Source organism: Pararhizobium sp. IMCC3301 (assembly GCF_030758315.1).
Lineage (GTDB): Bacteria > Pseudomonadota > Alphaproteobacteria > Rhizobiales.
On record NZ_CP132336.1, the window covers coordinates 2,136,641 to 2,161,610 of the forward strand.

The 24,970-nt window shown below is 56.9% G+C and carries 24 protein-coding genes; 16 read left to right on the forward strand and 8 right to left on the reverse strand.

The window, feature by feature from the left end; genetic code table 11:
* Positions 1-10: 10 nt before the first annotated feature.
* The 3 genes from lptE to RAL88_RS10335 all read left to right on the forward strand — a co-directional run bounded on the left by lptE (position 11) and on the right by RAL88_RS10335 (position 3,511).
* A complete protein-coding gene (gene lptE / locus RAL88_RS10325) occupies positions 11-559 on the forward strand; it encodes an LPS assembly lipoprotein LptE (protein WP_306269316.1) in 549 nt (182 codons plus the stop codon).
* 2 nt (positions 560-561) lie between these two features.
* Positions 562-1,602: a DNA polymerase III subunit delta gene (gene holA / locus RAL88_RS10330; protein ID WP_306269318.1), complete on the forward strand. Its 1,041-nt coding sequence runs from the start codon at positions 562-564 to the stop codon at positions 1,600-1,602.
* Positions 1,603-1,735: 133 nt separating this feature from the next.
* Positions 1,736-3,511: an SLC13 family permease gene (locus RAL88_RS10335; RefSeq protein WP_306269319.1), complete on the forward strand. Its 1,776-nt coding sequence runs from the start codon at positions 1,736-1,738 to the stop codon at positions 3,509-3,511.
* A gap of 51 nt (positions 3,512-3,562) precedes the next feature.
* Here the strand turns inward: RAL88_RS10335 and RAL88_RS10340 are convergent, their stop codons facing one another.
* Positions 3,563-4,636 (reverse strand): murein L,D-transpeptidase family protein, encoded by a 1,074-nt coding sequence (locus RAL88_RS10340; RefSeq protein WP_306269321.1) that lies wholly within the window; start codon positions 4,634-4,636, stop codon positions 3,563-3,565.
* Positions 4,637-5,077: 441 nt separating this feature from the next.
* Here RAL88_RS10340 and RAL88_RS10345 point away from each other — a divergent pair, with 441 nt between their 5' ends.
* The 5 genes from RAL88_RS10345 (at position 5,078) to RAL88_RS10365 (ending at position 9,844) form a co-directional block, all read left to right on the forward strand.
* A complete protein-coding gene (locus RAL88_RS10345; RefSeq protein WP_306269323.1) occupies positions 5,078-5,743 on the forward strand; it encodes a hypothetical protein in 666 nt (221 codons plus the stop codon).
* Positions 5,744-5,749: 6 nt separating this feature from the next.
* Positions 5,750-7,297, forward strand: a complete 1,548-nt coding sequence (locus RAL88_RS10350; RefSeq protein ID WP_306269324.1) for a M48 family metalloprotease — start codon at positions 5,750-5,752, stop codon at positions 7,295-7,297.
* Between the two features lie 126 nt (positions 7,298-7,423).
* Complete coding sequence (gene argJ, locus RAL88_RS10355) at positions 7,424-8,653, forward strand: bifunctional glutamate N-acetyltransferase/amino-acid acetyltransferase ArgJ (RefSeq protein WP_306269325.1); 1,230 nt, start codon at positions 7,424-7,426, stop codon at positions 8,651-8,653.
* Positions 8,634-9,422: a GNAT family N-acetyltransferase gene (locus RAL88_RS10360; RefSeq protein WP_306269327.1), complete on the forward strand. Its 789-nt coding sequence runs from the start codon at positions 8,634-8,636 to the stop codon at positions 9,420-9,422. Before argJ ends, RAL88_RS10360 begins: the two co-directional genes overlap by 20 nt.
* Entirely contained in the window at positions 9,419-9,844 is a 426-nt protein-coding gene (locus RAL88_RS10365) for a (deoxy)nucleoside triphosphate pyrophosphohydrolase (protein ID WP_306269328.1), read from the forward strand. Before RAL88_RS10360 ends, RAL88_RS10365 begins: the two co-directional genes overlap by 4 nt.
* 18 nt (positions 9,845-9,862) lie before the next feature.
* On the opposite strand, the gene RAL88_RS10370 is transcribed toward RAL88_RS10365, so the two are convergent.
* The 3 genes from RAL88_RS10370 to RAL88_RS10380 all read right to left on the reverse strand — a co-directional run bounded on the left by RAL88_RS10370 (position 9,863) and on the right by RAL88_RS10380 (position 11,807).
* Positions 9,863-10,792, reverse strand: a complete 930-nt coding sequence (locus RAL88_RS10370; RefSeq protein ID WP_306269329.1) for a methyltransferase domain-containing protein — start codon at positions 10,790-10,792, stop codon at positions 9,863-9,865.
* A 132-nt stretch (positions 10,793-10,924) separates the two neighbouring features.
* Positions 10,925-11,284, reverse strand: a complete 360-nt coding sequence (locus RAL88_RS10375) for a cell division protein ZapA (protein WP_306269331.1) — start codon at positions 11,282-11,284, stop codon at positions 10,925-10,927.
* Positions 11,285-11,417: 133 nt separating this feature from the next.
* Complete coding sequence (locus RAL88_RS10380; RefSeq protein WP_306269332.1) at positions 11,418-11,807, reverse strand: DUF4164 domain-containing protein; 390 nt, start codon at positions 11,805-11,807, stop codon at positions 11,418-11,420.
* A 646-nt stretch (positions 11,808-12,453) separates the two neighbouring features.
* Here RAL88_RS10380 and tkt point away from each other — a divergent pair.
* From tkt to RAL88_RS10420, 8 genes are all read left to right on the forward strand, one after another.
* Positions 12,454-14,445 (forward strand): transketolase, encoded by a 1,992-nt coding sequence (tkt, locus tag RAL88_RS10385; protein ID WP_306269334.1) that lies wholly within the window; start codon positions 12,454-12,456, stop codon positions 14,443-14,445.
* Between the two features lie 65 nt (positions 14,446-14,510).
* Positions 14,511-15,512, forward strand: coding sequence for a type I glyceraldehyde-3-phosphate dehydrogenase (gene gap / locus RAL88_RS10390; RefSeq protein ID WP_306269336.1), 1,002 nt, complete (start codon positions 14,511-14,513; stop codon positions 15,510-15,512).
* Positions 15,513-15,606: 94 nt separating this feature from the next.
* Complete coding sequence (locus RAL88_RS10395) at positions 15,607-16,149, forward strand: DUF924 family protein (protein WP_306269338.1); 543 nt, start codon at positions 15,607-15,609, stop codon at positions 16,147-16,149.
* A 10-nt stretch (positions 16,150-16,159) separates the two neighbouring features.
* On the forward strand, positions 16,160-17,356 hold the full coding sequence (pgk, locus tag RAL88_RS10400; RefSeq protein ID WP_306269340.1) for a phosphoglycerate kinase: 1,197 nt from the start codon (positions 16,160-16,162) through the stop codon (positions 17,354-17,356).
* Between the two features lie 24 nt (positions 17,357-17,380).
* Positions 17,381-18,400 carry a class I fructose-bisphosphate aldolase gene (locus RAL88_RS10405; protein WP_306269643.1) on the forward strand — a complete coding sequence of 340 codons (1,020 nt, stop codon included), beginning with the start codon at positions 17,381-17,383 and terminating at the stop codon, positions 18,398-18,400.
* A complete protein-coding gene (locus RAL88_RS10410) occupies positions 18,400-19,041 on the forward strand; it encodes a thiamine phosphate synthase (protein ID WP_306269341.1) in 642 nt (213 codons plus the stop codon). Before RAL88_RS10405 ends, RAL88_RS10410 begins: the two co-directional genes overlap by 1 nt.
* A gap of 37 nt (positions 19,042-19,078) precedes the next feature.
* Positions 19,079-20,047, forward strand: a complete 969-nt coding sequence (locus tag RAL88_RS10415) for a tetratricopeptide repeat protein (RefSeq protein ID WP_306269342.1) — start codon at positions 19,079-19,081, stop codon at positions 20,045-20,047.
* 386 nt (positions 20,048-20,433) lie between these two features.
* Positions 20,434-21,279 (forward strand): SDR family oxidoreductase, encoded by an 846-nt coding sequence (locus RAL88_RS10420; RefSeq protein WP_306269343.1) that lies wholly within the window; start codon positions 20,434-20,436, stop codon positions 21,277-21,279.
* 79 nt (positions 21,280-21,358) lie between these two features.
* Here the strand turns inward: RAL88_RS10420 and RAL88_RS10425 are convergent, their stop codons facing one another.
* The 4 genes from RAL88_RS10425 to RAL88_RS10440 form a co-directional block, all read right to left on the reverse strand.
* On the reverse strand, positions 21,359-21,985 hold the full coding sequence (locus tag RAL88_RS10425) for an APC family permease (RefSeq protein WP_306269345.1): 627 nt from the start codon (positions 21,983-21,985) through the stop codon (positions 21,359-21,361).
* 87 nt (positions 21,986-22,072) lie between these two features.
* On the reverse strand, positions 22,073-22,867 hold the full coding sequence (locus RAL88_RS10430; RefSeq protein WP_306269346.1) for an APC family permease: 795 nt from the start codon (positions 22,865-22,867) through the stop codon (positions 22,073-22,075).
* Between the two features lie 3 nt (positions 22,868-22,870).
* On the reverse strand, positions 22,871-23,245 hold the full coding sequence (locus tag RAL88_RS10435) for an STAS/SEC14 domain-containing protein (protein ID WP_306269348.1): 375 nt from the start codon (positions 23,243-23,245) through the stop codon (positions 22,871-22,873).
* 245 nt (positions 23,246-23,490) lie between these two features.
* Positions 23,491-24,912, reverse strand: coding sequence for a GAF domain-containing sensor histidine kinase (locus RAL88_RS10440; RefSeq protein WP_306269350.1), 1,422 nt, complete (start codon positions 24,910-24,912; stop codon positions 23,491-23,493).
* Positions 24,913-24,970 lie beyond the last annotated feature (58 nt).

Here is a 24,970-nt window from a genome sequence, read left to right on the forward strand (position 1 = left end):
GCAGTTTATCGTGAGCGAGAACACACAGATGCATTTGATTTTGCGAATTCTCAAATCCCCGACCCCGGCCATTATAGCGCTGGCCCTGCTGACCGCAGCCTGTAACGTCCGGCCCGTCTATGGGCCAGGCAGCGGCTCCGGCGTTGAACAGGTATCTGATGAAATGGCCGCAATCGCCATTGATCCGGCCAAAGACCGGATATCTCAGGAGCTGCGCAACCGGCTTATTTTCAATTTCAATCTCGGCCGTTCTATTGCCGAAAAGAAATACCAGATGAGCTACACTCTCAAACAGTCAGATGATGCCATTGCCATTGAGGCCCGCAGCGGTGCTCCGGCGTCCTACCGCCTGACTGCAATTGTCAAATTCCGCATACTGGACCCAGTGGCCAACACCACACTGACCGCGGGCACAGTGCGCGCCAGCGCCTCCTATGACCGCTCATCGCAGAGCTTTGCCAACATCCGCGCCCGCCGCGACGCGGAAAACCGCGCAGCAAAATCGGCTGCCGACGAAATCACAGCCCGGATCTCCACCTATTTTGCCACCCAGCGGTAATTATGGCGGTTCTGCAGAAGGAAGCACTGAATTCCTATCTGAAAAACCCGTCAATCCGGTATCGCATGGTTCTGGTGTTCGGGCCGGACAGAGGGCTGGTGTCGGAACGCGCCAGCGCCATTCTTGATGGGCTGCAGCGATTGTCAGGCGGCAATTCCGACGACCCCTTCGGTCTGACCCGCATTGCCACAGAAGACCTCAACAGCGATCCTCAACGGCTGGCAAATGAGGCTTATACCATCTCGCTGTTCGGCGGCGCCCGTTTTATCCATGCCAAGGCTCATGGTGCCCGCAACCTGCAGGACCAGATCGCTCCACTGCTGAAAGATCCGCCGCAGGACGCCTTCATCGTAATCGAAGCGGGAGATTTGAAAAAGGGCACAGCCGTCCGCAAATTGATTGAAAACAGCAATGACGCTGCCGCCATCGCGTGTTTTGCCGATGATACTGCCAGCCTCAATCAGTTGATCAGCGAAGAACTGGAAGCCTTCGGCCTCAGCATGACGAAAGACGCCAGACACAGGCTTGTCAGCCAATTGGGAGGAGATCGTCTTGCCAGCCGCCGCGAAATTCAGAAACTCTGCCTTTTCGCAGCCGATAAGGGTACGATCAGCGAGGAGGATGTCCTGGCCCTGTCCGGTGACACGTCTGTTCTGTCTGCCGATGCACTCAGCGATGCCGCCGCCCTTGGGCAGATGCCTGCTCTGATGGATGCACTGGCGCGGATGGATGCAGGCAGCCTCAGTCCCGCCGCCGCAGGCCCACTGATATTGCGCAATTTTCAGGTTTTGCACAAAGCCCGAATCATGGTTGAACAGGGTGTTCCGGCTGCTCAGGTGGTGGAAAGGGTAACTCCACCGATTTTTTTCATGCGCAAAGGCGTGGTTCGCAAACAGTTGGGAATGTGGACAGTTGCGCGGTTGGAGCGTGCCCTTGCGCTGCTGTCCGATGCGGTTTTGAAAAGCCGCCAGCAGCAGGGACTTGCAACCGCCCATCTGGGAGATGCGTTAATCCGTATAGCGGGAAACGCCCGTCGCGGATAAGGCGTCCGGCACTGGAACAAAACACCACATTATCGGGACAATTTAGTCGCTGGAACGTCGCAATCAACTTACAACTGGCCTAATTTCGCGACTTGGCTCCACTTGGTCTCACACGATTGGAAGAAATGCGTTTATGACCTTTGAACAAATCTTTCTGTTTGGTCTGTTTGCGGCAGTCTTTGCCATGCTGATCTGGGGCAGATACCGCTATGATCTGGTCGCTTTCGGTGCGTTGGTAGTGGCACTGATTGTCGGCGTTGTGCCTTACTCGGAGGCATTTTCCGGTTTTGGCCATCCGGCGACCATCATCATCGCCCTTGTGCTGGTAGTCTCAAGCGGCCTGATCAATTCCGGGGCCATCGATCTCATCACACGGCGGCTTCTGGCGACAGAAAGGCCGATCTCCCAGCATATCGGCATTCTCGGCGTGGTCGGCGGCGTTCTGTCCGCCTTCATCAACAATGTTGCCGCCCTTGCCATTCTCATGCCGGTCGACATGCAGGCGGCCGGCAAGGCAAAACGCATTGTCGGCATTACCCTGATGCCGCTTGCCTTTTCAACAATTCTGGGCGGCATGATCACCCTCATCGGCACACCGCCGAACATCATTATTGCCGCCTATCGGGGAACCGTAACAGGTGTTCCCTTTTCCATGTTCGATTTCGCCCCTGTGGGGATTGCCTGCACCATTGCAGGCATTGCCTTCATTGCCCTTGTGGGGTGGCGGCTCATTCCGGTGGACACTTCAAAGTCGGAACAGGCAGCCGATTTCAGCTCGCTGGGCCAGTATATTGCTGAACTGGTGGTCGGCAAGGACAGTCCTGCGCTTGAAAAAATGGTGCGCGATCTGGATGGCGACGCGGAAGAGGCCGACGTGGTGACGATCGGGCTGGTGCGCAACGGCAGCAGATTGCCGGGCCGCGCCCGCACCAATGAAATCCGCGAGAGTGACATTCTGGTGGTCGAAGGATCGCCGGATTCAATCGACAAATTCCGCTCAGCTTTGAAGCTCTCCTTCATCGGTGAGAAGCGTCACGAAAAAATTGCCTCTGAAGGCATGGCTCTGATGGAGGTTGTGGTGCCGGATGACAGCCGCATCATCGGTCGCTCGGCGATGGATATGAAACTGCTCTACCGGCAGAATACCACCCTTCTGGGCGTCTCCCGGAAAGGCAAGCGTTTCGTCGACCGGGTGCGTCATCTGGCTATTGAAAGCGGCGACGTGCTGTTGCTGCTCGGCGCATCGGAGCAGTTGCCCAGTGTCGCCAGCTGGCTGGGCGTGCTGCCCCTGCGTGAACGCGGTCTCATCGTCACTCAGCACAAACGGGCCAGCCTGGCCGTCGGCCTGTTCGGCATTGCACTGGCGCTCGCATCTTTTGGCGTGTTGCAACTGGCAATCGCCCTGGCGGCCGTGGTGGTCCTCTATGTGGTGCTGAAAATCGTGCCGATATCCACGCTTTACGAGCAGATTGAGTGGCCGGTGATTGTTCTGTTGGGGTCGATGATACCGCTGGGCACTGCGCTGGAAACCTCCGGGGGAACCGAACTGATTGCCAATACCATCGTCTCATACACCGGTTCTTTTCCCATTCCGGTGGTTCTCATCGTTCTGATGGTTGTCACAATGACCCTGTCTGACCTGCTCAACAACACCGCAACCGCTGTGATTGCAGCACCGATTGCGGTCAACATTGCCGGAGCGCTGAATGTCAACCCTGATCCGTTCCTGATGGCAGTGGCGGTGGCGGCTTCCTGCGCCTTTCTGACCCCGATTGGTCACAAGAACAACACTCTGATCATGGGCCCGGGCGGTTACCGCTTTGGCGATTACTGGCGCATGGGTCTGCCGCTTGAAATCATCGTGATTGCCGTTTCTGTGCCGGTAATCCTTCTGGTCTGGCCGTTGTAAACCGGACGAGTTGTTATGCATTCGCCTGTGCAGCGCCTGCCACGGGGAAATCTAGCGGCGGAACAACTTTTTGAACAGGCCTTTGCGTTCAGGTTTTGGCTCAACCCACTGCGGGGCCGCTTGTTCGGCAGTGGCAACATCGGCCGCCGGTTCTGCTACCGGTATCGCCACTGTTGCCGGTATCGCGATGGTGGATTGCGCAGCCGGTGCGGTCTCCGCAGCTCCGGCGTCGCGCCTGACAGATTGCATCGCCGGGATACTGGAAATCTGTGTTTGCGGCACATACGGCTCGCCGCGATATCGGGCCACGGCCTTGCCAATTGCCTCGGGCACCGCATAGGGCGGGCAAGCCTCGTCCGGGATAAATTTCCCACCGTCTGCTGCCTCGGCATTGAAAACATAGCGTTTGTTGCAGACATTCACCTTGGGCGGCTGTTTGGTCGCCTCAAAATGGTCTGATCCAAGTTTCAGCATGCGCCAGAAATCGATATGCGGGCTGGTGCTGTACCGCGCCAGATTGGCATTGGTCATGCGAAACGGGAAGGCCTGAACCTGAAAGGATTTTTGCCCTGCGTTGAAACTTTCCCGTCCCAGCTGATAGATTTCCTCGATATGCTCATCTTCCATGGCATAGCACCCGGCCGATGAGCAGGAACCATGCACCATGAGATAGGTTCCGGTCCGCTTGTGAGCCCGGTCAAACTCGTTGGGAAAGCCCAGATTGAAAGCCAGATAGTAATTTGATTTCGGGTTCATCAGACTTGGCAAAATGGTGTAAAAACCTTCGGGTGCCTGGCGGTCGCCCTCCCTGATTTTGGGGCCCAGTTCACCGGACCAGGCGCAAATATCGTATGTCTTGTAGAGCGCGTATTTGCGGTCAGTCTTGCGCCATTTCCAGACCTCCAGCTCCGCATCCTCCTTGAAGATACGAACCACCATGGGAGAATCGGCGTCCATTTTCAGCGTCTCAAGCCGTGTTTTGGTGGCATTCGACAAAGGTTTTGTATGGCGCTCATCAAAATCAAAATTCGGATTGCAGGCAGCCAGCACGACAAGCAGCGACAAACCCGCTGCCAGACGCAGACGGGCAGAATATTGAGCCAATACAGATCGAAACAGGGTCAAACGGAAATCCCTTAAACAGTTTGATCAATCAAGCCAGAATATGGTTGATATCCGGTTACCGCAAATCACGGAAATGTGGGCATTTTGCGCTACTGACCGCCTGACATCTGAATTATTTTAATCTAATGTGACTTTTCACCCAGCTGATGATCTGTTTTTCCAACGCCATCATTTCATAATATACGGCTGTAATTCTTCCTTACCCTGCGTTTTGAATAGGCTGGCATGCGGTCTGCAACAGACAAATCCCGGGTTCGGGCTCAATCTTTGTGCCGCCCAACCGAGATGCGGCCGCTTCTATCTGGGTTATTGGCAATGGCTCTGGTGCTCGGGATTGGCGGCGCTGCGCCCGCCAACGCACAGGAAGCAGCTCTGTCCGCGTGCGGCCTCAAACCGGCCCAACCGGGAATGATCATCCAGGCCGATGCCAAAGGCAGACTGGTGCTGGAAGATGGCCGGAAACTCAGATTATCCGACATCTGGATGGCAACGGCGGACAATCTGCTCCGCCAGGTCATAGGCCGAACGATAATTCCCTATCCTGCGGCGAAACAGCCGGATCGGACGGGATATCTGCCGGCACACATATTTGTGAAGCCGGACGTCACGATGCCATATGCTGGCTGGCTGCAGGCTGATCTGTTGGCAAGGGGACAAGCATTTCTCTATATTTATCCCGATCAGACGAGTTGTGCCGAAGCACTATATTCTTCTGAAAAATCCGCGCAAATGGCCGGAGAAGGCATCTGGAAACTGGATTTAAGTCAACAATATCCCATATTTTCAACTGGAGGCATGGAACCATTATTCGTTGGTGCAGTTGAACTTCTTACAATAGAACGCGCTGCGGGGCGTTACGGAATCATTAGGGGCGTTGTGCTAAGCACAGGCAGCGCAGGACGGTGGCGGTATCTCAATTTCGGACGGAACTACGCGCAGGATTTTACAGTGCGGATGACTGCGGGTGTGGAAAAGCATTTCAACGACATCGGTTTTCCCCTGGAGACACTGAAAGGCAGGCGCGTTGAAATACGCGGCGTCATTCAGTCGAAAGGCGGACCCATGATCGATGTCTTCAATACAGCACAAATCATAATAGAGGAGTGAGCGGGCTTGCCGATATTGACAAGTCAGTTGTTTCAGATCGGTGCGGCTTTCCGCAATCGGTTTCGACGTCGTGCGGCCCTTGTATCCACTGCAGGCTTTGCCGGCTTGCGGACAGGTAAAGGTTTGCGGCGCGTGCGGCCGCTTGTTGTGCTTATTCTGGGATTTCCACTGGTTTCGGCCTGTGTGTCCTTTCCCGGCGCGCCCAGCCTGTCAGGACTGGCTCCCGGTGCTGGCTCTTCGATTGGCCAGCGCGAGCATCCCCGTGTCGTCACCGCCTATGGCGGGCGTTACCGCGACAAGGACGTGGAAGCCCTTCTCGACAACGTCACAGAACGGCTTGTCGCAGTCTCTTCCAATCCGCGGCAGAATTATCGCCTGACCATATTGAACTCGCCCGTTGTCAACGCATTTGCCTTGCCCGGTGGCTATCTCTATGTGACTCGCGGTTTGCTGGCGCTGGCCAATGACACCTCGGAAGTGGCGGCAGTGCTGTCCCACGAAATGGCGCATGTTACTGAAAATCATGCATTTCAAAGGCAGCAGCGGGCTCAGGAGGCCAAACTGACCAACAAGGTGATGACTGATGCCATTACCGATGAGATGGAAGCCCAGATCGCCCTCTCATCCAGCCAGATTTCACTGGCAAGCTTTTCCCGTGGACAGGAACTGGCAGCTGACCGGATCGGTGTGGAAATGATGGTCCGGGCAGATCTTGATCCCTATGCTGCGGCACGTTTTCTGACCAGCATGGGACGGTTCGGGCGCTTTCGCGCGGAAAGTCTGTCGACCAATGCCAACAGTCCGAATTTCCTCGCATCCCATCCTGCTACTCCGGCCCGCATTTCTCAAGTCGTTCAAACCGCGCGTTCCTTCAATGTTTCAAACAGCGAACGCACAGCAGAACGTGCGCGCTATCTGGCAGCGATTGACGGCCTGACATTCGGCGATGATCCTTCCGAAGGCTATGTGCGCGGGCGGTCCTATTTGCATCCCAAGCTGGGTTTTGCATTTGAGCTGCCTAGCGGTTACACGCTGGAAAACTCCTCCGACGCCGTTCTTGCCGCAGATAAGAATGGCACTGCCATGCGGTTTGACGGCATTCAGATTCCGGCGCAATTGTCCCTTGTCGACTATATGGGATCGGGCTGGATTGGCGGCCTGGACCCGGCTTCGATACAGGCGCGTAGTATCAATGGTCTGGAAGCTGCCACAGCCAATGCCCGCGCCAAAGGCTGGCGCTTTCGCATCGTCGTGGTCCGTTTGAAAGACGCGACCTACCGTTTCTTGTTCGCCAATGCAGACGAAACCACTGATTTGGAGACTGACGCTGATCAGACTCTGGCCAACTTCCGGCGTCTTGGCCGATCTGAGAAAGCCAGACTGAAACCACTGTCAGTGAAAATTATGCAGGTCCGCAGGGGCGATACTGTGGCCTCAATGGCCGCTCGGATGCAAGGCGTTGACCGCCGACATAAGCTGTTCCTTGTTCTCAACGGCATTCAGGAAGGTGCGGACTTACGCCCCGGCAGTCTGGTCAAGATCGTGGTGGATTAAAGCGACGTTCCAGACATGGGTCATTGTGAAAAATTCACTCTGTGCTTTTCTAAATGGCGATTTTCATGAATAAGGGTTTTCTGTTTCACCCGGTCTTCCCCGGACCTGCAAATAAGAGCCGAATCCATGCCCTCCATCGCTCTCTCGCCTCTGGCACCGAAATCCATACCGCAAATGCCGGTCATTTCCGGGCTGTTATTTTCAACGGCAGAAGCCGGTATCAAATATCGCGGGCGCCGCGATGTTCTGCTGGTTCAGTTTGAAGACAGCGCCCAGATTGCCGGGGTTTTCACCCGTTCACGCTGTCCCTCCGCTCCCGTGGAATGGTGCAAGGCGCACCTCGCAAGCGGCACGGCACGCGCACTGCTGGTCAATTCCGGCAATGCCAATGCATTTACCGGGCAGAAAGGACGCGATGCGGTCGAAACTTCCGCCCGGCTGACGGCAGAGGCCATTGGCTGCGCGCCCGAAGATGTATTTCTCGCCTCAACCGGTGTGATCGGCGAGCCTCTGCCCGCGGAAAAATATGCCCTCATCATGGACCAGTTGGCAGGCAGCGGTTCGCCATCTTCCGACGCCTGGGAAGCTGCAGCACGCACTATCATGACCACCGATACGTTCCCGAAGCTTGCAACCCGGACATTTGATCTGGCCGGCCGGCAATATACCATCAACGGCATGGCTAAGGGGTCGGGCATGATACAGCCGGACATGGCGACCATGTTGTCGTTCCTGTTCACTGATGCCCCTCTCCCCGCGAAAACGCTGCAGGCTGCCCTGGCCAACACCATCGACAGAACCTTCAATGCCATAACGGTGGACAGTGACACCTCGACCAGCGACACCGTGCTGCTGTTTTCTCTGCCGGGCAACAATGCCCTGCTGGAGGATAGTGACTTCGCCGGGTTTGAAGACGCTCTTGCGGCACTGATGAAAGATCTGGCGCTGCAAGTTGTGCGCGATGGCGAAGGTGCCCGCAAGCTGGTTGAAATCACTGTCAGCGGTGCCGAAAGCGACGCATCCGCCAAAAAGATTGCATTCTCGGTTGCCAATTCGCCGCTGGTTAAAACCGCGATCGCCGGAGAGGACGCCAATTGGGGCCGGATCGTCATGGCCGTCGGCAAGGCCGGCGAACCGGCTGACCGGGATCTGTTGTCGATCCATTTCGGCGATATTCGCGTGGCTGAAAACGGAATCCGGTTTGAAGGATATTCCGAGGAAGCCACCAGCGCCATGATGCAGTTGGATGAAATACCGATCCGCATTGACGTGGGTGTTGGCTCCGGCGAAGCGACCGTGTGGACCTGCGATCTGACCAAGGAATATGTAGCGATCAATGGCGACTACAGAAGCTGATACCACAATCAGATCGCTGGAGCTTGCAGGCTTCGCCTCATGGCCCGCCGCCAGGGTGGCTGCAGACGGTGCATGGCAGGTTCGCCTGTCGCCCCATCTGCCCTATAAACGCACCAATTCAATCAATTGCCTGGATCCAGAGGATAATGCCGGCATCGAGCCGCGCCTGGCCCGGGCAATGGCGATCTTTGCCGCCAGCGGTGTTCAGCCAACCCTGCGCGTCACGCCGTTGACCCCGCCAGAGTTGACCGAAGCCTGCAGCAGGGATGGCTGGTCCGGTCCCTATTCTGAATCTGTGGTGATGACCGCTCCCTTGCAGTCGGCATTCAACCACGGTGCCTTTGAGGGTTTCGAAGTTCCCGCACCGCAGTGGATTGCCGACTATATGGCATTGACCATGGACAGGACCATTGATGCGACGGCGATTGCAGAAACGCTCAGCGCCATTGAAAAACCGGTTCGGTTCTTGCGTGTCGCCGCGCCGGATCAATGTCTGGGAGTGGCCATTGCGGTGATTCAGGGGACATTGGTCGGTCTGTTCGGGCTGGCGGTGGCAAAGGCTGCACGCCGCACCGGAATTGGCCGCACACTCAGCCATGCCGCTCTGGCCTGGGGCGCCGACAATGGTGCCAGAACCGCCTGGCTTCAGGTGGAGGCGGACAATTTTCCTGCCAGACGGCTTTATGATGCGCTTGGCTTTGGCGAACGCTATCGCTATGCCTATCGCAGTTTCAACACTGCCAGCGATCAGGTCGGACAGATAGAATGACAGTTCACAACATCGTGCTGGTGGCGGCCTGTGCCCTGCTTGACCGGGATAATCGCATCCTGCTTGCCCAGCGCCCGCAGGGAAAGCCGATGGCTGGATTGTGGGAGTTTCCGGGGGGCAAGGTGGAAACCGGGGAAACCCCGGAGGCCAGTCTGATCCGCGAATTGCGTGAGGAGCTTGGTGTCACCGCCACCCTGCCCTGTCTCGCGCCATTGACCTTCGCCAGCCACTCATATGATGATTTCCACCTGCTGATGCCGCTTTATGTGTGCCGCCGTTATGAAGGCCCGGCAGGTCTGGGCTCGGGAAATGGCCGCGAAAACCAAGCTTTGAAATGGGTCCGCCCCCGCGATTTGCGGAATTATGACATGCCGGCCGCCGACATTCCGCTGATTCCTCATCTGGTCGATCTGTTGGAATAGAGCATAATTCTGTTTAGCTCATTTGACCGGTTTTGCATGTCCGGCCTTTTCACCTGCCGGGGTTTCCGGCACGCCCAGCGCATCAGCCAGACGCGTTCTGGCCGAGCCCGGCCGCAATGGTTTTTGCTGGCTTTCATGAGGGGCCCAACCTGACAGCGAGATGATCTGAAACGTGGCAGGCACCTTGCCATCTGCTTCGGCGAACCGGTGTGCGTACAGGTCCATCGCCCGCATCACAACATCGCGGCGCAGCGGCTGCCGCGCGCCTGAGCGCAGAATGTTGGTTGCGCCCATGGCACGCAGGTCGGACAACAGCCGCAACGGGTTGCTGTAACGCACCACAAGCGTGTCGATGTCAGCCACAGGCAGAGCAAAGCCTGCTCTCTGCAGCAGCGAACCCATGTCCCGCATTTCGCCAAAGGGCAGAATACGGGGCGCGGCACCACCCAGAATTTCGCTTTCCGCCGCCAGCATCACCTGACGCAATTCGATCAGTGTGTCACCACCAAGCAGCGCCCCGAGAAACAGCCCGTCCGGCTTCAGGGCGCGGCGCAATTGTATCAGCGTTCCCGGCAGATCATTGGCAAACTGCAACGACAGCACCGACGTAATCAGATCATAGCAACCGCCATTTTCCGGCAGATCGCCAAGACGCCCGTCCGCTTCATTGCGCGGGTGATCAATATCGGCATTTGAAAATCCTTTGCCAGCAGAGGCATTGTGAACCTTGCCGGTCGCCAGCAACGCCTGTGCCAGAGCCTCATCGGGGGCGTCAACATCCAGCGCATGTTCAAAGCTGCGGCTGACCGCCTCCAGCCGCTCCACCAGATCATCAATCGCCGATTGTCGAAGAAATCCGGCATCTGAAAATCTTTGCTCGCAAGCCAAAGCCCTGCGCCGCCGCGCGGCAAGCAATGCATGATCGAAAAGAGCCGGTACACTGGACATGGTCTAACTTAGCCTGATCGTAAAAACCGTTTGGCCTGCCAGATACAGAAAATCTCGCAGAACATGAAACGGGCAATTGCGCCGGAACAGAAACGGAAGCGGAAGCGGCACAGCAGTACCGCGAACATCAGCTTACATTCCCTCAAGCCGTTCGGCCATTTCATTGATAAGCTTGGAAGCCTCGTCCATTTGCGTCACCATTTGCGTTTCACTCCGCTGCACCCGATCATTCGCCTGATCGCGGGTTGCGCGCAGATTTTCCAGCTCTTTTTCCAAAGCCATCACACGGTTGCGCAATTCGAATACTTCATCCTGTCCCATCACCCCGGCCATTACGGTCAGGCGCTGGTCGCCGATCTCGCCAAAGGACGAGCGCAGTTGCTTGACCATCGTGTCAAACTGCTCCGCCAGCAACTGCAAATGGCTTTCCTGGCCATCCTCACAGGCCATCCGGTAACTGCGGCCATTTATGTTCACTGTAATCTGCGCCATGATGCGTTCACTGCTCTTCCCGGATGCTGAAATTTTTTCAGATTTCCAGTTTTATAAAGTTGCCCGCCGTCCAAGCTGTCGAGTCGGGTGAGTTGATCTGGATCCTCAATCGGGACCCTTTGGCAGGCCTGACTTAGTTTGCCTGATTCTCCAAAACCATGCGGATCGTTTCCATTGCTTTTGCCAGCCGGCGGGACACATCTTTAGTGGCCTGCTGCACTGACTGTGCCTTGCCTTCGGCCTGATCAAGGCGTGCTGCAAGGCGTTTGCGTTCGTCGTTCATCCGGTTGAATTCTGCGCGAAGATCGCCCTGATTTTCATCAAGCTTGAGACGGTACTCCACCGCTTTGCGCAGATGCTGTACGGAATCGGTCAATCGCTCCAGGGAGCCGTTGAGATCCAGTTCCGCGCTGGCAGCCTGGGATGCTGGGACCTGGGATGCAGGCATTTGCTTGCGGGAAGAATTGGACACAGCAGAGGCAGGGCTTGCCGCCAAAGGTTTTGAAAAAGGTCGTTGGGCCATGAGCTGCCACATTATTATGCCTGAGAGCGGATCAGGGGTAGTCACACTGTCCAGGCGGGTTGACCACTATCGCGATATCAAGCCTCCAAATTCAACAATTTGAACACCTTCAACACAATACACAACAGGACAAGACACATACCCGGAAGCAGGCGAATATACGGCGAACCACTCTGCGATCCAGTCTGCAACAACTGATTTGCAGCAATTCCCCGCCGGATTGGCGTCCTCCCTGCAAAGTTTGCCTTTTTGCGAGGATTCGCACAAGTCCTTTTATGACAATGGCTTGGTCAGACTTCATTATATGCTGCTGGAAGCAGCCCGCGACGTTTTGTCAGACCCGCGCGGCCCCGCGCGGCGCATTGCGCCGATCACTCTCCCGCTCACTGGCCCGGCCACTGCCAGCGACCGCATGTGCGCCCGATTGACTCACCGCTTCCAGATGCTATGTGTCTGCGCGAAAAGTACAGATGAAACACACGAAAGACGGGACCTGTCCTACCGCAAATGGCCTTGAACGCGGTTGATGCGTTGATCTGCTGAAAAGATCAACATGATTGCTTCGGACCTTCAGTGCGCATAGATTCAGGTACAGTATCCGCATCGCAATGAAACACCGTCCAATTGGGATCAAGAGACATTTTCAATGACAAATAGTGAAAAACATACACGCATGGCAAATGCCATTCGCGCACTTGCAATGGATGCAGTGCAGGCTGCAAATTCAGGCCATCCCGGCTTGCCCATGGGTGTTGCCGATATCGCCACGGTTCTGTTCACCAAATTTATGAAATTCGATCCTGTCGACTCCAGATGGGCCGACCGTGACCGCTTCGTTCTGTCCGCCGGCCACGGCTCAATGCTGCTCTACTCCCTGCTCTATCTGCTGGGTTATGAGGACATGACACTGGAAGAATTGAAGAATTTCCGCCAGTTGGGGTCGAAAACAGCCGGCCATCCCGAATATGGCCACGCCAGCGGAATTGAAACCACAACCGGGCCGCTGGGTCAGGGCATCGCCACTGCTGTTGGCATGGCCATGGCTGAAAAGAAGCTGGCCGATGAATTCGGCACAAAAGTTGTCGATCACCATACCTATGTCCTGGTCTCTGATGGCGATCTCATGGAAGGGATCAGCCATGAGGCAATCTCGCTGGCAGGCCATCTTGGCCTCAACAAGCTGATCGTGCTGTTTGACAATAACGGCATCTCGATTGACGGTCCTTTGTCGCTGTCGGAATCCGGCGACCAGATCAAACGTTTCGAAGCGGCCAACTGGAACACACTGTCGGTTGACGGTCATGACGAGAAGGCCATCACCGAGGCCATTCAGGCGGCGCAGAGCAGTGACAAGCCGACCATGATCGCCTGTAAGACCATCATTGGTTTCGGTGCGCCCAACAAAGCTGGAAAATCCGCTGCCCATGGGGCTCCGCTTGGTCCGGAAGAGATTGCCGGCGCGCGCAAAAATCTGGGGTGGGATTACCCTCCCTTTGAAGTTCCCAGTGATGTTCTCGATGCCTGGCGCATTGCCGGACTGCGCTCATCGCAGGCCCATAAGGAGTGGAACAAGCGCTTCACCGAGTTGAATTCCGATCTGCAGTCCGAGTTTGAGCGCCGCATGAGAGGCACTCTGCCGGCAGGGTTCGGGCAGGCCATGCTGGATTACAAGAAGCAGCTTTCCAGTGAGCCGCCGACTATGGCAACCCGCAAATCGTCCGAAGCCGCTCTGGAAGTGATCAATGCGGCGATCCCCGAAACCATCGGCGGATCTGCAGATCTGACCGGCTCCAACAACACCCGGACGAAGGGTATGGTGGCGTGGTCAGCCGGTGATTTTTCCGGTCGATTCGTGCATTACGGCATTCGCGAGCACGGCATGGCCGCGGCGATGAATGGCATGGCCCTGCATGGCGGCCTGATTCCCTATTCCGGCGGATTTCTGATTTTTTCCGATTATTGCCGCCCGTCCATTCGTCTGGCGGCCCTGATGGGCCTGCGCGTTATTCACGTTCTGACCCATGATTCCATCGGTCTTGGCGAAGATGGTCCAACCCATCAGCCGGTTGAACATCTGGCTGCTTTGCGCGCCATTCCCAACCTCAACGTCTTCCGCCCCTGCGATGCCGTTGAAGCTGCCGAGTGCTGGCAACTGGCTCTGGAGCAGGAAACGACACCAAGCGCCATCGCCCTGACCCGCCAGAATCTGAAACCCGCCCGGTTTGAGTTTGACAGCGAAAACCTGTGCGCGCGCGGTGCTTACGAAGTGGTTATTCCTGAAGGCGAAACCGCAGATGTCACTCTGTTTGCCTCGGGCTCAGAGGTGGAAATTGCCATTGCGGCCAGCGAACTTCTGAACCAGACCGGCCACAGCACCAGAGTTGTATCCGTACCCTGTTTTGAACTTTTCGAAGCACAGAGCGCGGAATACAAGGCGGCCACGATTGGAACATCCCCGGTCAAGATTGCCGTCGAAGCCGCCATCGAAATGGGATGGCGCCGCTTCATTGGCGACAAGGGCGGATTTGTCGGCATGTCAGGCTTTGGCGCCTCCGGTCCTTACAAGGAGCTTTACGAACATTTCGGAATTACCGCACAGGCTGTCGCTGATCTGGCCTGGGCAAAACTTTCTGAATAGGGTTCCAGCCCACGAAACAACATTGCCGAATTCATATATTGCCCCCTGGGGAAAGGATCATTCGAATGACTGTAAAAGTTGCCATTAATGGTTTTGGACGTATTGGCCGAAATGTTCTGCGCGCCATCATCGAATCCGGACGCACCGATATTCAGGTCATCGCTCTGAATGATCTCGGCCCGGTTGAAACCAACGCGCATCTGATGCGCTATGATTCCGTGCATGGCCGGTTTCCCGGCACCGTGACGGTGGATGGCGATACGATCGATGTCGGCCAGGGCCCCATCAAGGTCACCGCGATCCGCGATCCGAAGGATCTTCCCTGGGGCGATGTCGATGTCGCCCTCGAATGTACCGGCATTTTTGCCAGTCGCGAAAAAGCCGACCTGCATCTGCAAAACGGCTCCAAAAAAGTTCTGATTTCAGCGCCCGGTGGCTCTGATGTGAAGACGATTGTCTATGGCGTCAATCATGCAAGTCTCTCAGCCGACGACAAAATCGTCTCCAATGCGTCCTGCACCACCAATTGCCTGTCGCCAGTTGTCTATGTGCTGAACAAGACCATCGGCATCGAAAAAGGCTTCATGACCACTATCCACTCCTATACCGGCGATCAGCCGACGCTGGATACGATGCACAAGGATCTTTACCGCGGTCGGGCCGCCGCCCTGTCGATGATCCCGACCTCCACCGGTGCTGCCAAAGCGGTGGGTCTGGTGCTGCCGGAATTGAATGGCAAGCTTGATGGTGTTGCGATTCGCGTGCCCACACCAAATGTCTCGGTGGTTGATCTCACCTTCATCGCATCACGCCAGACCAGCGTTGAGGAAATCAACGATGCCATTCGCGCCGCTGCCGATGGCGAATTGAAAAACGTTCTGGGTTATACCGACGAACCGCTGGTGTCGACTGACTTCAATCATGACCCGCATTCCTCGGTATTCCACATGGACCAGACCAAAGTAATGGATGGAACCATGTGCCGGATTTTGACCTGGTACGATAATGAATGGGGCTTCTCCAACCGGATGAGCGATACTGCTGTCGCAATGGGTAAATTGAACTGATTGAGAAAGGGCTGCTTCGGCAGCCCTGACTTTTTGGTCCGACCCGTATTAAAGATCGGGCCATGACAAACACCACTGTCACTGGGGAGCGGATATGTCGCCGGATGATGTTCTGAAATTCTGGTTCGATGAACACACTGCCAAGGATTGGTTCGGCGGCAAGGCCGAGTTTGATGATCAGGTCGAAGCCAGCTTTGCGGACCTTCTGGTCCAGGCTGAGAAATGCGAATTGTTTCACTGGCGCCGCACGCCGCAGGGACGCCTTGCCGAAATTATCATTCTGGACCAGTTCACGCGTCAGTTGTTTCGCGGCCAGCCGCGCGCCTTCGCCAGTGATCCGCTGGCTCTGGCCCTGGCCCAGGAAGCCGTTGCCACCGGTGATGATCTGAAGCTGCAAGATCGGCAACGCCCGTTTCTTTATATGCCCTTTATGCATTCCGAGAGTCTGGCTATCCAGGACCAATCGATCGTTGTATTCACCACATTGGGCAATGTTGGCGATCTGGATTTCGCGAAAAAACACCGGGCGGTGATCGAGCGTTTCGGGCGCTTTCCAAAACGCAATGCCGCGCTTGGACGTATCAGCAGCGCTGAAGAGCAGGCCTATATGGCCGGCACCGGCGATTCCATGTTCTAAGGACCCTTTCATGTCTAAATTCAAAACCCTCGATGATCTTGATCCTTCCGGGAAAACCTGTCTCGTCCGGGTCGATCTGAATGTCCCAATGGCCGATGGCCAAATCACCGATATGACCCGCATCGACCGTATTCTGCCCACTCTTCGGGAACTCTCCGGCAAGGGCGCAAAAGTTGTTCTGCTGGCTCATTTCGGGCGGCCGAAAGGCCAGATTCTACCGGAGCTGTCACTGCGCCAGATTGTCCCTGCGCTGACCCATGCGCTGGGAAAACCGGTCGCCTTTGCGGCCGATTGTGTGGGCGAAACGGCGCAGCAGGCTGTCGCTGCACTTGTGCCCGGCGAAGTCATTCTTCTGGAAAACACCCGGTTTTATCCGGGCGAGGAGAAAAACGATCCCGATCTGGCGCGGCAAATGGCAAAGCTTGGTGATGTGTTCATCAATGACGCATTTTCAGCCGCCCACCGCGCCCATGTTTCCACCGAAGGCCTGGCCCGGTTGCTGCCGGCCTATGCCGGCCGCACCATGCAGGCCGAACTGGAAGCCCTTGAGGCCGGTCTTGGCAATCCGGCCGCGCCGGTGATGGCCATTGTCGGCGGTGCCAAAGTGTCCAGCAAGCTGGACCTGCTGCAGAACCTGATGACCAAGGTCGACATGCTGGTCATTGGCGGTGGCATGGCCAACACCTTTCTGGCGGCACAGGGCAAGGATGTCGGCAAGTCGCTGTGTGAGCATGATCTGGCGGATACAGCACGACGCATCATGGACACCGCTGCCGAAAATGACTGCGAAATCATCCTGCCGGTCGATGCTGTGGTCGCCCGCGAATTCAAGGCCAATGCCGCCCATGAAATTGTCTCCGTGGACCGGATTCCCGGTGATGCGATGATGCTGGATGTGGGACCGGATTCCGTCGCGCTGATCAGGTCAAAGCTCGATGGCACAAGGACACTGGTCTGGAACGGTCCGCTTGGCGCGTTCGAAATGGAACCGTTCGACAAGGCCACTGTCGCCACTGCCAGGCATGCTGCCGCGCTTACCAGCGCAGGCGCGCTGACCTCTGTGGCGGGCGGCGGCGATACGGTTGCCGCCATGAACCATGCCGGCGTCGGTGACAAATTGAGCTATGTGTCCACTGCCGGTGGCGCATTTCTGGAATGGATGGAGGGCAAGCCCCTGCCAGGAGTTGATGCCCTCAAACCCGCATAAGCGGTTTCTCTGGAATGGATAAAAATTATGAGCATTCTTCACGACATCGCTGCTTCGATGGTGACCGCAGGCCAGGGCATTCTGGCTGCTGACGAGAGCACTGGCACAATCAAGAAGCGGTTCGACAGCATTCAGGTCGAATGCACACCGGCCAATCGCTGCGATTACCGCGAAATGCTGTTTCGCAGCGAGGCCATGAAAGATGCAATTTCCGGCGTGATCCTGTTTGAAGAAACACTGGATCAGACAGCACCGGACGGGGCACGGCTGGTCGATCTGATTAGCGCTGCTGGATCCATTCCCGGGATCAAGGTCGACAAGGGCGCCAAACCGCTTGCAGGTCATCCGGGCGAAACCGTGACAGAAGGCCTTGATGGGTTGCGCGAGCGGCTGGCGCTATACCATGACAAGGGCGCGCGGTTTGCCAAATGGCGTGCCGTCATTGCCATCGGCGATGGCCGGCCCAGCTGGAACGCGATCAAGACCAATGCCCATGCTCTGGCGCGCTATGCAGCGCTTTGCCAGGAAGCCGGGATCGTGCCGATTGTCGAACCGGAGGTCACCATGGATGGACCGGATGCCAGCCATGATATCGATCAGTGCGCAGATGTGTCCCGGCGGGTACTCAACACGGTTTTCCGCGAACTCCACGATGCCAGGGTCGATCTTGAGGGCATCATCCTGAAGCCCAATATGGTTGTGCCCGGCCAGCAATCCGGCCAGCGCGCCAGCGTCGGTGAAATTGCCGAAAAGACCCTTGCCTGTCTGCGGGCCGAAGTACCGGCTGCGGTACCCGGCATTGCCTTTTTATCCGGCGGCCAGTCTGATTTGGAGGCAACCGCACATCTCAATGCGATGAATGCCTCTGCTGACCTGCCCTGGGCCCTGACATTTTCCTATGGCCGCGCTTTGCAGGCGGCGGCGCTGAAAACCTGGTGCGGAAAAGCCGAAAACCGCATTGCGGCGCAAACCGCCTTTGCCCACCGGGCGCGGATGAACGGTCTCGCTGCTTGTGGAAAATGGTCTGAAAGTCTGGAAGCATAATGGTTGACAAATACCGCTCTGCGGCTCAACTTTATCTGGTCACTCCGCAATTTGACGAGCGCACTGAATTCGCCGGTTTACTGGACAGGGTTCTGCAGGCTGCGCAAGTGGCCGCACTGCTGATCGCGCCGCGCAGTCAGGGCGATGCCTCTGACAGCTATCAGAATGACTGCAAGCTGCTGGCCTCGATTGCCCAGAAACACGGCGCTGCCGCCCTCACCCTGAACGACACCCAGATCAGTGGCCGCGCCGGAGCCGACGGCATTCATCTGACCGGCAATCTGAAAGAATTGAAAGATGTCATCGGCCGCTTTCAGCCTGCGAAGATTGTCGGGGCCGGCACGATACGCGACCGCCATGACGCCATGGAAAAGGGCGAGGCGCTGCCGGATTATCTGCTGTTCGGCGATATGTTCGAGACAGAGGAGACCAGCCCGGATTCGGCTTTGGAACTGGCGGCATGGTGGGCGGATCTGTTTGAAATTCCCTGCGTGGCGATGGCCGGCAAACAGCTCAAAGATGTCGAAAATGCTGTGGCCACCCGGGCTGATTTTATCGGCCTCAACGGCTTTGTCTGGCAGCATGCCGATGGCCCCGAAGCTGCCATAAAGGCCGCCCATAAATTGTTGCAGAATGACTAGCGCGTAGGGCTGGTCCCAATCTGGAATAGTGTCTGTTTTGCTGCGTCCGATTTTTCTTTTTCTGTGGTCCATCTGGCTGATCAGCGCGGTTGCGCAGGCGCAGGACACTGCCGCGTCCAGCACAGATGCTGCAGTCCCCGCTGCGGCTGAAACCGCACCGCCGCCCGATCAGCTACCGCCGCCGATTGTGGATCCGGCATTTGGCGCCTATCAGCGCGGCTATTATCTGGAAGCCTTTGCGCTCGCTCTGGAAAAGGCCGAACAGGGCGATGCGCCCTCGCAAACTCTTCTGGGCCAGATTCTCTATCAGGGCGAGGGTGTGGAAAAGAACTACCGGCAAGCCGCCGACTGGTTCCGTTTGGCTGCCGCCTCTGGCGACCCGCAGGCCAAATTTGCCCTTGGCATGATGTATCTGCGCGGCCATGGCGTGTTGCCCGACAAGACGAAGGCAGCAGACATGTTTGCCGAGGCCGGGCAGACCGGCCATGCTGACGCGCTCTACAATCTTGCCCTGCTCTATCTGGAAGGTGAAGGCGTTGAACGCAAGGTTGGCATCGCAGCAGCCTATCTGCGCCGCGCGGCACTTGCCGGGCACGCCGAGGCGCAATATGCGCTCGGCGCGGCATTTGACGAGGGTGCCGGTGTCGCCCGCGATGCCGCTGTCGCCGCCCAATGGTATGAAAAAGCTGCTCGTCAGGGCCTGATTGATGCGCAGATTGACTTGGCCGCCATGCTCTATGATGGCCGCGGTGTTGCGCAGGACCGCAGCGCCGCCGCCAACTGGTTTCTGCAGGCCGCCCGGGCCGGCAATCCGGTGGCGCAATCCCGCATCGCCCGGCTGATGGCGACCGGATTTGGCACTGACAAAAACCCGGTCGAAGCCGGGAAATGGTACCTCACCGCCCGCCGCGCCGGATTGGAAGACGTCTGGCTCACCGACTGGTTCGATGATCTCCCCGACGAAGAAAAAGCCGCCGCATTCGATTTGTCACAGAGCTGGCAATAGGCGCTCCACGCGGCATCTCGCATCCGCCGCCCGGCATCCCATTCTGCTATTCGCGTCAAGCGGTTGTCCTGCCATCGCTGATCGGCGAACATCTGCGCAACGTCCAGATCCTTGGCATCGAACCGCCGCAGCGTCAGGTTTTGGCACCGCGATTTGTCTGGCCATAGGGCATGATATCCAAGCGGGCGCAACCGCCAATCCGGCAGCAGCCGAACAAGAGCTCTGGATAGCTCGCAGCGGTCCGCCAGATGCCAAGCAGGATTGTCGATCCGATATTCTGGTATACGATGAGGCAGAGCGCATCGACGCTCTCTACCTCCAAACGCCGGTGTGAAAAGCGTTCCAGTCATCCCGTTTTCACACTTTTGAGAAAAGGAACGTCGAGCATGACCATCGCTGTCACCGCCGCCTCTGGCCAATTGGGGCGCGAGGTCCTGCAGGCTCTCCTACGCCTCAACGTGGGCCGGCCGATTATCGGCCTTGCCCGCAGCCCGAGCCGGGCGGCGGATTTGGGCGTTGATATCCGCCCGGGGGATTACTCCGATTCCGAGACATTGACAGGATCGCTTGCGGGCGTTGATGCGCTGCTTCTGATCTCGGGCAACGGGCCACCCGAGGAACGCATCGTGCAGCACCGCAACGTGATCGACGCGGCCAGGGCAGCGGGCGTGCGCCGGATCGTCTACACCAGCATCCAGGGGGCTGAGCAGGGCACTGCCTTCTCGCCAGTGGTGCAATCCAATCGCCAGACCGAAGCCGATATCCGCTCCAGCGGGCTCAACTGGGCGATCGGACGCAACGGCATCTATATCGAGCCGGACATTGACTATATTCCGAATTACGTGGCGGCTGGCGAAATTGTCAACTGCGCCGGCAACGGGCGCTGCGGATACGCGACACGTTTTGAACTGGCCCACGCCTATGCGCGCCTGTTGATCGACGACGCGCGTCCCGGCGACACCTACAATCTGCATGGCGACCGTCTCACCCAAAACCAGCTGGCGTCCTATCTAAGCCAGATGGCCGATAGCCAAATCCTCTATCGTGCGATTTCGGCGAAAGATTATCTGGAGGATCGCACGCGCGAGCTGGGCCCTTTCATCGGCGCAATCATCACCGGCATCTATGAGGGCATCCGCGACGGCGCGCTCGACCATCCCAGCGACTATGAAGCGGCGGCAGGCCGCCCTCATCAAAGCTGGGATGATTACTTCCAAGCCCGCCAACCTTGAGCCTGCGGTGCAGCGTATCGTGACCCGCGAAATATCAGCTATGAGCCGGGGGATGATGCGGCACCGTCCCTATCACCCGTCAAATGAAAGCAGTTGCGAACAGCAGGACACAGCTGACAATACCCAGAACTGGCACCAACATCGGCACCTGAAAATATTGGCCTCCTCCGTTCCCCGTCCGTTTCAATCGGATGAGAGAAGCATTCACCACGACAAAGATAAACAGTACAATTTGAGAGGTGCGTTCAGCCAGCGCCTCGATGGGAAGCGCCCACGCAAGAAGTAGAATAATAAGGACGACTGTCACGGTTGCAAGAACCGGTGTCCTGGTTCTGTGGGACACCACGGCGAATGCGGCAGGCAAATGCCCGCGATCCGCGAGGCCATAGAGCACGCGTGATGCCATGATCATCTGGATCAGCACGCCGTTGATGGTGGCCACGATAGCAACAGCGGAGAAGGTTTGTCTGACGCTCTCAGGGGCAGCATCGAACACCAGCGATAGCGGAGCGGCAGAGACGGCAAGCGTTTCGATCGGCACCGCGATCAGAACTGCTGTGGTGGTGCCAATATAGAGGATTGTCGCCAGAACCAGCGTCCAGATGATGGCTCTAGATCGTTTCACGGTTACATTGAACCATTTGATGCTCCAGATCAGTTCATCGGCAAGGCAGGCAACGCAGCGCGATGCTGGCGCATCGGGCAAGTTGGCTAACGCTGTCCGGTGGGCTGATATGGAGCACCGAAGGCCGGATTTGCACGCCCGCCGGACGTCGTTACACTCCGCTTGTGGTCATGAAGACCACGGCGCGAAGCGTGCCTCGCCGGCAAACGCGCAAATCCGGTCAAATGATTCAATGTAACCGTGAAGCGATCTAGGCATTGTGTGAACCGGGTCCTTGACCTCCTCGGCGATATTGGCCATGTCTTCAAACCCGATAAAGGCGAAGAAAGCCAGCAGCGATGCCGCACCGATGCCGATCCAGTGTGACCCCGCCAGGTCAGGCAGCATTTCGGACGGGTCAACACCCAGGGGTTCAGCCACGAAAATCCCCCAGATGATCACAAAAATCAGACCGCAGATTTCGATAATCGTGATGATCGCAGCCACTGCGACGGATTGTGCAATGCCCCAAAGTGCTATCAATCCCATGATCCCGACAACCGCCACCGTCAGCGCGCTCTGCGACACCATGGTGAAATCGTGCAGATAGGATGCAGCACCTATAGCCACTGCCGCGGCTGACACCATGCCTGACAAAGCGACGGCCAGGCCGATAATCGTGGCCAGCCATCCGGAGTTGAATCCGGCTTCGACATAGGCTGCCTCTCCTGCACTGACAGGATAGCGCGTGGAAAGCTCTGCATAGGAAAAGGCTGTGAACGCGACTACGACAGCCGCGATGAGGAAGGATATCGGGGCAAATGGGCCGGCCTTGGCGGCGGTCGCACCAACCAGAACATAAATGCCCACCCCCACGGTTACACCGAGCCCGTAACGCGTCACAAGCCGCGTCGTCAGCACCCGTTGCAAACGTTCCGGTTGAGGTATGGCGGCACCCCCAGTGGTCTGCCGGTTTTTGGGCACGGTCTATGCTGCAGCCGTGCCCAACCAGGCTTCTGCCGCATCTATCTCGTCGAACTCAAAACTTTTGATGTCGATTCCCGGAAAAAGTGCGCCTTCTACAGTGGCGGCGGTCCGCAGCCAGTTGGAATCGCTGAGCACCGCGCATTTATCAAATTTGCCGAGCAACCCGAAAAGTTTTGGCAGGCGGGCCATTTCAACTCCGATAGCACCCAGTGTAGGCATGGAAAAGTCTGATATCCTGTAAAGCATATGTCCGTTGCTGACCCCTTCCGATACTTCGATCAACTGATCCAGCGCAATACGCATGCTGTCAGCATCGAGGCTGCCACTCAATTCAATGTCCACACGATTAGCGGATTTCTTTGTGATATTCAGCATGTCGGTTTCTCCTGAACTGAGAACTATTCCCGCAGAAATGATCCGGAGTGTCGTTGATCTCAATCAATGGCGCCAGTGCGGAGTCGCGACGCCAACATCAAAATGCTGCGCCTCTTCCATCCATGCGCTTGCATGAAGCTGCAGTGTGGCGACAGTTACGGCGGCCAATCTCCGGATTGGGCCGGAATGGCATTGAACCGGCACCACCGGGACAGGACGTGAAGAGTTGCCTGGCAGAAACCAGGTCAACTCAGCAGATGGCCGTCGGGCATGTCACTTTCCATAGCGCGGTCTTTGGCAAAAAGCGGCAGCTTCAGCGTGAAGGCAGTCGTGCCGTCCTTGGACGTCACATCGATGCGACCATCATGAGAGTGCGCGATGGAGGAGGCGATAAAAAGCCCCAGCCCCAAACCTTCGCTTTTTGCTTTCCTGCCACGCTGGAACGGGCGGAACAGATCGCTTTTCAGCTCTTCAGGAATCGCCTTGCCCCGGTTGGAAACAGTAATCGCAAGTTCGCCTTCCGCGCACGTGCCCTGTACTTTTATCACAGAGCCGGGTGTCCCATGATTGATGGCGTTCGAAACCAGATTTGAGACAGCCTGTGCAATGCGTGCAGCGTCGCAGTGGACAGGCTGGTTGAAGTCCAGTTCAAGCACAATTTCACGCTCCGGTGCCGCAATCCGGAACTCCTCAACCACTTCAGTAATGGCTTCGGCCAGTGGCGCGTTCGGTGTCGCGGAAATGCGGATACCGCCTCCCAGGCGGGACTTTGCATGCATCATGATATTTTCGATCAATTCGTTCATCCGGCGCAGCGATGAGCGCATCAGCGGCAAAATCGTCTCTGTTCTGGCACTCTGGGGCTCTTTCTCAAGCTGCCGAAGACCTGCCCCGAAAGCAGCAACGGGGTTGCGCAGATCATGGCCCAGAACGGCTACGAACTCTTCCTGTATTTGGGCCAACTCCCGTTCTTTTTCGATAAGAAGCTCCTGAGCTGCCAGCTGTTCCTGAGTTTCGAGGCCCTGGCTGATGACGCTGGCAAACATCTCCAGCATGGCGACAACACGCGGATGTTTCACCTCCCGCGGCTCGATGTCTATGGCGCAAAGTGTGCCAAAGAAGCTGCCATCGCTGCGATATATTGGAATGGAGGCATAACTGACAATGCCGAAATTTGTCGCGATAGGATGGCCGCGATAGACATCATCAGTCGCGACATCGTTGAACATCACGCGCTGACCTGTGGCTCGGACGGATTGACAGAAGGTGGACTGGATTTCGATCTCGTCGCCCTCGGCGAGCCCGAAATTGACTTCGTCTACAGTTCGACAGGCGACCCAACGTTCGGCTGTTACACGTGCGACGGCGGCGAAGCGCATGTTCGTAGCCAGCAAGATCGTTTCCAATATCGTTCCGATGAGGTCGCTGCCAGATACGATTTGGATGTCAGCCTGGAAATCGTGTTTCCCCGATAGATACGCCGCATGATCCTGAACAGTTGCGCGGGGAAGTATTTCTTGGTTCATCGTATGTGTTTCTCCATTTGCGCATTGGCAACATCCGCGTACTGGAAAGCAGCCAAAAGGCCAACGTTCGGTTATTGCAAAGAAAACAATTACACTTTGGTGCGTATAGCGCATGTTTGATTTGCTGAAAAGCCGCTGCACGCCGGTTATCAGGAAACTGCAGTGCACTGCGGGTCAGCAGCACCCGCCTACAACCGGA

What these genes read in the sequence shown, in the direction of transcription:
- RAL88_RS10410 (WP_306269341.1), top strand. Translation starts at nt 18,400, where the DNA reads ATGGTTGACAAATACCGCTCTGCGGCTCAACTTTATCTGGTCACTCCG.
- RAL88_RS10365 (WP_306269328.1), top strand. Translation starts at nt 9,419, where the DNA reads ATGACAGTTCACAACATCGTGCTGGTGGCGGCCTGTGCCCTGCTTGAC.
- RAL88_RS10335 (WP_306269319.1), top strand. Translation starts at nt 1,736, where the DNA reads ATGACCTTTGAACAAATCTTTCTGTTTGGTCTGTTTGCGGCAGTCTTT.
- pgk (WP_306269340.1), top strand. Translation starts at nt 16,160, where the DNA reads ATGTCTAAATTCAAAACCCTCGATGATCTTGATCCTTCCGGGAAAACC.
- RAL88_RS10395 (WP_306269338.1), top strand. Translation starts at nt 15,607, where the DNA reads ATGTCGCCGGATGATGTTCTGAAATTCTGGTTCGATGAACACACTGCC.
- RAL88_RS10435 (WP_306269348.1), bottom strand. Translation starts at nt 23,245, where the DNA reads ATGCTGAATATCACAAAGAAATCCGCTAATCGTGTGGACATTGAATTG.
- argJ (WP_306269325.1), top strand. Translation starts at nt 7,424, where the DNA reads ATGCCCTCCATCGCTCTCTCGCCTCTGGCACCGAAATCCATACCGCAA.
- RAL88_RS10360 (WP_306269327.1), top strand. Translation starts at nt 8,634, where the DNA reads ATGGCGACTACAGAAGCTGATACCACAATCAGATCGCTGGAGCTTGCA.
- gap (WP_306269336.1), top strand. Translation starts at nt 14,511, where the DNA reads ATGACTGTAAAAGTTGCCATTAATGGTTTTGGACGTATTGGCCGAAAT.
- RAL88_RS10420 (WP_306269343.1), top strand. Translation starts at nt 20,434, where the DNA reads ATGACCATCGCTGTCACCGCCGCCTCTGGCCAATTGGGGCGCGAGGTC.
- RAL88_RS10380 (WP_306269332.1), bottom strand. Translation starts at nt 11,807, where the DNA reads ATGGCCCAACGACCTTTTTCAAAACCTTTGGCGGCAAGCCCTGCCTCT.
- holA (WP_306269318.1), top strand. Translation starts at nt 562, where the DNA reads ATGGCGGTTCTGCAGAAGGAAGCACTGAATTCCTATCTGAAAAACCCG.
- RAL88_RS10370 (WP_306269329.1), bottom strand. Translation starts at nt 10,792, where the DNA reads ATGTCCAGTGTACCGGCTCTTTTCGATCATGCATTGCTTGCCGCGCGG.
- tkt (WP_306269334.1), top strand. Translation starts at nt 12,454, where the DNA reads ATGACAAATAGTGAAAAACATACACGCATGGCAAATGCCATTCGCGCA.
- RAL88_RS10375 (WP_306269331.1), bottom strand. Translation starts at nt 11,284, where the DNA reads ATGGCGCAGATTACAGTGAACATAAATGGCCGCAGTTACCGGATGGCC.